Origin of the sequence: Novosphingobium organovorum (assembly GCF_022832435.1) — a bacterium.
Classification (GTDB): Bacteria; Pseudomonadota; Alphaproteobacteria; order Sphingomonadales; family Sphingomonadaceae; genus Novosphingobium; species Novosphingobium organovorum.
The window spans coordinates 26,685-33,159 of record NZ_JALHLF010000040.1; the positions used below are offsets into that span (position 1 = coordinate 26,685).

General features: G+C 66.0%; 7 protein-coding genes and 1 tRNA gene. 2 read left to right on the forward strand and 6 right to left on the reverse strand.

Annotated elements, in window-relative coordinates; all coding sequences use genetic code 11:
- Positions 1 to 12: 12 nt before the first annotated feature.
- Entirely contained in the window at positions 13 to 714 is a 702-nt protein-coding gene (gene rplA / locus MTR62_RS11440) for a 50S ribosomal protein L1 (RefSeq protein ID WP_244020956.1), read from the reverse strand.
- A gap of 4 nt (positions 715 to 718) precedes the next feature.
- On the reverse strand, positions 719 to 1,150 hold the full coding sequence (gene rplK, locus MTR62_RS11445) for a 50S ribosomal protein L11 (protein WP_214196898.1): 432 nt from the start codon (positions 1,148 to 1,150) through the stop codon (positions 719 to 721).
- 239 nt (positions 1,151 to 1,389) lie between these two features.
- On the opposite strand from rplK, the gene MTR62_RS11450 reads away from it, so the two are divergent.
- On the forward strand, positions 1,390 to 2,685 hold the full coding sequence (locus MTR62_RS11450; protein ID WP_244020958.1) for a GNAT family N-acetyltransferase: 1,296 nt from the start codon (positions 1,390 to 1,392) through the stop codon (positions 2,683 to 2,685).
- A gap of 95 nt (positions 2,686 to 2,780) precedes the next feature.
- Here the strand turns inward: MTR62_RS11450 and nusG are convergent, their stop codons facing one another.
- From nusG to MTR62_RS11470, 4 genes are all read right to left on the reverse strand, one after another.
- On the reverse strand, positions 2,781 to 3,317 hold the full coding sequence (gene nusG, locus MTR62_RS11455; protein WP_244020960.1) for a transcription termination/antitermination protein NusG: 537 nt from the start codon (positions 3,315 to 3,317) through the stop codon (positions 2,781 to 2,783).
- A 33-nt stretch (positions 3,318 to 3,350) separates the two neighbouring features.
- On the reverse strand, positions 3,351 to 3,545 hold the full coding sequence (gene secE / locus MTR62_RS11460) for a preprotein translocase subunit SecE (protein ID WP_244020962.1): 195 nt from the start codon (positions 3,543 to 3,545) through the stop codon (positions 3,351 to 3,353).
- 143 nt (positions 3,546 to 3,688) lie between these two features.
- Complete coding sequence (locus MTR62_RS11465; protein WP_244020964.1) at positions 3,689 to 5,254, reverse strand: hypothetical protein; 1,566 nt, start codon at positions 5,252 to 5,254, stop codon at positions 3,689 to 3,691.
- Between the two features lie 301 nt (positions 5,255 to 5,555).
- A tRNA-Trp gene (locus MTR62_RS11470) sits at positions 5,556 to 5,631 on the reverse strand.
- A 176-nt stretch (positions 5,632 to 5,807) separates the two neighbouring features.
- Between MTR62_RS11470 and aat the strand changes: the two genes are divergently transcribed.
- On the forward strand, positions 5,808 to 6,475 hold a 668-nt coding region (gene aat / locus MTR62_RS11475; protein WP_244020968.1), incomplete at its 3' end, for a leucyl/phenylalanyl-tRNA--protein transferase.

Consider the following 6,475-nt stretch of genomic DNA (forward strand, 5'->3'; position numbering starts at 1 on the left):
GTCCGGTTGGGCTCAGGCGCCCTGAACCTGCGCGGTGTCGATCTTGAGACCCGGGCCCATCGACGAGCTCAGGGCGATCTTCTGGACGTACTTGCCCTTGGCGCCCGAGGGCTTCGCCTTGACGATCGCATCGACGAACGCCGAGAAGTTCTTCTGCAGATCTTCGTCGGAGAACGACATCTTGCCGATGCCAGCGTGGATGATGCCCTGCTTTTCGACGCGGAACTCGATCTGGCCGCCCTTGGCGTCCTTCACGGCCTGCGTGACGTTCGGCGTCACGGTGCCCAGCTTCGGGTTCGGCATCAGGCCCTTGGGGCCGAGCAGCTTACCCAGACGGCCCACGACGCCCATCATGTCCGGGGTCGCGATGACGCGGTCGTAGTTGAGGTTGCCGGCCTGCATGTCTTCCATCAGGTCTTCCGCACCGACCTTGTCGGCGCCAGCGGCGAGAGCCTCGTCAGCCTTGTCGCCCTTGGCGAACACGGCGACCTTGACGGTCTTGCCGGTGCCGGCCGGGAGCGAGACCATGCCACGGACCATCTGGTCGGCGTGACGCGGATCGACGCCCAGGTTCATCGCGACTTCGATGGTCTCGTCGAACTTGGTGGTCTTGAGATCACGCAGGGTCTGGAGCGCTTCGCCAACGGCGTAGAGCTTCATGTTGTCGCCCAGCTTTTCGGTCAGCGACTTCTGCTTCTTGGTAACCTTGGCCATCAGATCAGCCCTCCACCACTTCGAGGCCCATCGCGCGGGCCGAGCCTTCGATGATGCGGGTAGCCGCTTCGATGTCGTTGGCGTTGAGATCCTTCATCTTGACTTCCGCGATCTCGGAAAGCTTCGAGCGCGCGATCTTGCCGGCCGAAATCTTGCCGGGCTCCTTCGAGCCGGACTTGAGGTTGGCGGCCTTCTTGATGAGGAAGCTGGCGGGCGGGGTCTTGGTGACGAAGGTGAAGCTGCGATCCGCATAGACCGTGATGATGGTGGGGATCGGCATGCCCTTTTCCATCTCCTGGGTCGACGCGTTGAACGCCTTGCAGAATTCCATGATGTTCACGCCGCGCTGACCCAGCGCCGGACCGATCGGCGGCGAGGGGTTGGCAGCGCCCGCAGGCACCTGCAGCTTGATGTAGCCGGTAATCTTCTTGGCCATGATGGCCTCCTTTCACACTGTCGAACGCCGGACACGGCGTTCTCATGTTTAGCGGTTCGGCGAGGGCTTGACGGAACGTCGCGCCCTCTCCCGCCGGGAATCGCACCAGGACGTACCCGGTCCGAAGGCGCGGCCATTACGCGAAATCGCACGAAAAGAAAAGGGGTCTGTCGAAACCGCCTTGCGCCGCGCCCGGCGGGCTCTTCCCGTCATTTCAATCGCACGATATATAGCGTGATATGGAAATCGAATCATCCCCCGGCGACCTCATCGCCGAAATGGGTTACATGACGCTGGGCAGCCGCTTTCGCCGGCTCGGCGAACGCCTGCAGGCGGGCGTTGCCGAAGCCTTCCGCGCGGCGGGCTACACGGTTCAGCCAGCGCAAGTCCCGATCCTCCAGGCCTTGCGCGAAGGGCCTATGACGGTCGGCACGCTGGTTGCCCGGCTCGACGTGAGCCAGCCTGCCGTCACCCGCAGCCTGGGCCAGCTGGTGCAGGACGGACTGGCCTACTCAACCCCGACCCGGCGTGACGCGCGCCAGCGCGAGGTCGGCCTCACCGCGCAGGGCGATGCGGTGATCGCCGCGCTCTCGAGCCAGTTCTTCGCCCGCGTCGAAGCCGCCGTCGCCAGCCTGTGCACGCCCCCCGCCGACGATCTGCTCGCCTATCTCGATCGGCTCGACGCCGGGCTGGCCGCCAGCCCCCTGCCACAGCGCATTGCCGCGCTTTCCCCTGTCACCCCAGCCAAGGTCCCGTCCGCCATGCCTCCTTCCAACGATTGCCTGTCGCCCCCCGAAACGCCCGCGCACCCCGATGCCCCGGCTCCTGCGGACCTCACCGGCCCGCTGCTGTGGACCGCGCTGTCGGGCGAGCAGGCCCGCTTTGCCCTTGGTGATGGAGATGCCCGGCGCTTCCATCCCGACATCGGGCCACTCGCCGGAATGCGCGAGGACAGCGAGGCGTGCCGCGCGGCCCTGTCACGCCTGCTCCACGAAACCGGCCCGCTCGCACTGATGCAGCCCGGCCCGGCGCCGGAGATTCCCCGCGCGCAACAGGCGCGCCAAGCGCTTGGCCTGCGCATGATGCTCAGCGCCCAAGGCGCCGCGCGCATGGCGGCCGACTTCGCGCGCGCACAGGCGGACCGGCGCGTCACGATCGAGGAACTGGGCCCGGCCGACTTTGCCGAGATGCTCGCGCTGGCCACGCTGACCGAGCCCGGCCCGTTCGGCCCGCGCACCGGCGAACTCGGGCGTTTCTGGGGCGTGCGCGAAGATGGTCGGCTCTTGGCGATGGCCGGGCAGCGCATCCGCACCGGCGCCGTCGCCGAAGTGAGCGCGGTGTGCACCCACCCCGACGCGCGCGGACGCGGGCTTGCCCCGCTTCTTTCGCAACGCGCCGCGCTCGACATCTTGGACGGCGGCCGCCTGCCGATCCTCCACTCCTACGCCGACAACCACACCGCGATCGGGGTCTACACCCGGCTCGGCTTCGTCGAACAGGCGCGGCTCAGCCTGACCCTCTACGTCCCGGCCTGAAGGGCCGCCCCGCCCGCCACGAAAAAGGGGCAGCGCCACAACCGGCACTGCCCCTTTTTTCAAAATGTTCACCGACGCCGCGTGGCGCCCGGCGCTTACTTGCTGAGTTCGACGTGCTCGAAATCGAGTTCGACCGGAGTCGCGCGCCCGAAGATCGAGACCGAGACCTTGACCCGGCTCTTGTCGAAATCGAGTTCCTCGACGATGCCGTTGAAGCTGGCGAAGGGCCCTTCGAGCACCTTGACCGAATCGCCGATCTCGTAGTCGACACTGACCTGCTTGCGCGGCTCGGCGGCGGCCGCTTCGGCGGCACCGAAGTAACGCGAAGCCTCGCTCTCGCTGATCGCCTGCGGCTTGCCGTTCACCCCCAGGAAGCCCGAAACCTTCGGGGTGTTCTTGATGAGGTGGTAGACGTCGTCGTTCAGGCCGAGCTTGGCCAGCACGTAGCCGGGCATGGTCTTGCGTTCGACCTGGACCTTCTTGCCGCGCTTGACCTCGGTCACCGTCTCGGACGGGACCTGGATGTCCTCGACGAGCTGCGAGAGGCCCATGCGTTCGGCCTCGGCGATGATGGCTTCCTTCACCTTGTTCTCGAAGCCGGAATAGGCGTGGATGATGTACCAGCGGGCCATGATTCTCTCTTTGGGTCTACAGGTTTCAGGCGATCACAGGAACGACAGCAGCGAGCTGACGACCCAGCCGAACAGCGCATCGATGCCCAGGAAGAACACCGCGAGCAGCACCGTCATGATGCCGACGAAAATCGCCGTCGTCACCGTTTCCTGGCGCGAGGGCCAGTGGATCTTGCGCGTTTCCGCCTGGACCTGGCGCATGAATTCGCCGGGATTGATCTTGGCCATGTCGCTCGCTCTCGTATTTCTTGCCTGATTGCGTGAATGCAAAATGGGTATGGTTACATGTCTTCCAGCTAGGGCTCATCGCCGTCCCGGCCGGTGCCAGGAGGGGCTTTCATGATTTCCCGATGTCGGAAGAGAAGGGTGATTTAGCTTCCATCGGCCGGATTTGCAAGGTCCACCGCGTCGGGCATGCGCGCAAGGAAGGAATTGCTCGTCTCATAGACGATATGCGCGCCATCGGGCAGCGCCACGGGCTGCGAGGTGCCGATGTACCACAGGTAGTCGGCGTGGAAGGCCGGACGGAACTTGCGAAGATCGATGCGCTGGTTGGGCGAATAAAGAATGCGCTGCGAAGGATCGGCGAAGCTGTAGCGCTGTTCGCGCATCGAAAGCATGTGGACGTCGGGCAACGCGAAGTTGGAATTCTCCATCGCGTCGCGGCGCACCACGGCGTAGCTGCCGAAGTGTTCGAACGGACCGAAGAACCACTGGCGCGTCGGGATGCCCACCGCGGTCGCCACCCTGGCGCCTTCGGGCACGTAGTCGAGCGCGCGGATCAGCTCGCGTGCGGTCTGCGCGTCGCGGTACCACACCACCGAGGTCAGCGTGGTGCGCGAGACGAACAGCAGCGAGCCCCCCACGAGCAGCCAGAGCGGGACCTTCGAACGAAAATCGACCGCCATCAGCAACAGCATCAGCGCGGTGGTGCTCAGGCGGTAGTCGGCATAGTCGCCGCCGAAGATCTGGCGCGGCACCGCCAGCGTGAGGAAGAACATCAGCAGCGCCGCCCAGCCCAGCCGGCCGTCGATCCGCTTGACCACCAGCGCCACGAAGGCGACCAGCAGGACCACCACCAGCGTCGAAACGTCGAACAGGTAGTCGTAGCTGCGCAGCGCCCGGTAGAGAATCGCCCACTTGTATTCGAGCACGCCCCAACGCCCGTAAGACACCTGCGAATTGGCCCCCATGCCCGCCAGCATCGGCAGCAGCGGGAAGATCAGCGGCCAGGGCGCCAGGAACGGGCGCCAGTCGCGCCAGCTGCTGCGCCGCGTCCACTCGTAGCCGAACACCATGACCCCCAGGATGCCCCACCCCGAGACGTGGCACAGCCACACCACGAAGCCCACCGGGATCATCACCAGACGCCGCCAGTGCGAACCCTCCATGCGCACCCACAGCGCAAAGGCGAACAGCGCCAGCGCCAGCGAGAGCGAGAAGTTGAGGAATCCCATCAGGAGCGAGGGCGACCAGATCGTCACCAGCGCCAGGATCGGACCGATCCCGACCCGGCGCCGCAGCGCCCAGGACACCGCGACGATGCCCAGACCCGTCAGCGCCGGGATCAGCGCCACGATGATCCGCCCGGCCATCTCGACCCCGAAGATCGGCGCCATGGGCACCATCAGCAGCTCGACGCCCAGGTTCCCGGTCCACTCCCAGCGGAACAGAAAATACAAGGTCAGAAAGGGATCGCGCCCGTGCGCCATCATGACCTTGTAACCCGCCAGGTGCGAGGGGTAGTCGGTCATCTGCGGCGCCCAGGCGACCAGCGCGGGCAGCGCGGCGAACAGCGAGAGCAGGATACCGATCCAGAACACCCGATCGGTGCGCGCCCTGGGCGCACCGGGCGTCACGACGCCGGGCGAGGAACCCTCGACAGGGCTGTGTTCACCACCGGTGGCCGCGCCTGCGGTCCCTACGCTTTCGTCCATCTGCGACTGTTCCGTCATATCCCGAAGGCTGGCCTCGCTTGTCTGCCCGCGCGCCCCGTCCACCAGGGCGGCTGACCGAATTCGCGAACGACACGTTGCGCCGCAACCCGGTCTGGCTCCCATAATCGGGCCGCCGCAATTGGCAAGTGCGCGCTCGGTTCACCGAATCGCGCCGCGTCGCGCCGACCCGCGTAGCACCGGCCAGAGCGGGCGATGCCCGCACGCGAAAGCGCCCCGGCACGGCAACAGCCGCCCGGCCTTGAGAGCGGGAGCGTGTTTAGCGGCGATGTTCGGGAGAAACTGGCAGGAGTGGCAGGATTCGAACCCGCGGCCCTCGGTTTTGGAGACCGATGCTCTACCAACTGAGCTACACTCCTGCGGGTGGCGTGGCCTCTAGAGGGTGTGATGCGCGATGACAAGCACCTAATTTGCATCTTGCTCGCACAAGGTTCGAAATGAGCGCGCAAAAGGGCTTTGCGCCCTCAATGCATCTGCTAGTCTTCTGTGCGTGGAAGCGCCCTCATCGACCGACCTGATCGAGCCCGAAATCCTCATGCTCGCCTATCGCAGCGGCATTTTCCCGATGGCCGACAGCCGCGATGACCCGGAAATCTTCTGGGTCGAGCCGCGCATGCGCGCCATCCTTCCGATCGATGGACTGCACGTTTCGCATTCGCTGGCCCGCACACTGCGCCGGGAACGCTTCCGCGTCACCTGCAACGCCGCCTTCGCGCAAGTGATGGACGCCTGCGCCGCGCCGCGTCCGCCCCGCGCGCGAATCGGCGATGAGACCGCAGGCGAAGAAGAGGAAGACGGCAGCAGCTGGATCAGCCATCGCATCCAGAAAAGCTACGAAGCGCTCCATCACATGGGGCTTGCCCATTCGATCGAATGCTGGCGCGAATCGCCTGCCCCAACGGGCGACGGCCCGCCCGTCCGCCAGCTCGTGGGCGGGCTCTACGGTGTGGGATTTGACCGGGTGTTCTGCGGAGAGAGCATGTTCTCGCGCGAGCGCGATGCGTCAAAGGTCGCGCTGTGCTGGCTGGTCGCCTCGCTCGCACGGGCGGGCGTGACGCTGCTCGACTGCCAGTTCATCACCTCGCACCTCGCCTCGCTCGGCGCGGTCGAGATCACCCAGGCAGACTACCTGGAGCGCCTCGCGCGCGCGCAGACCCGCGAAAACCGCAGGCGCCCGCGCGGCGGCCCGGCACGGGCGGCCGC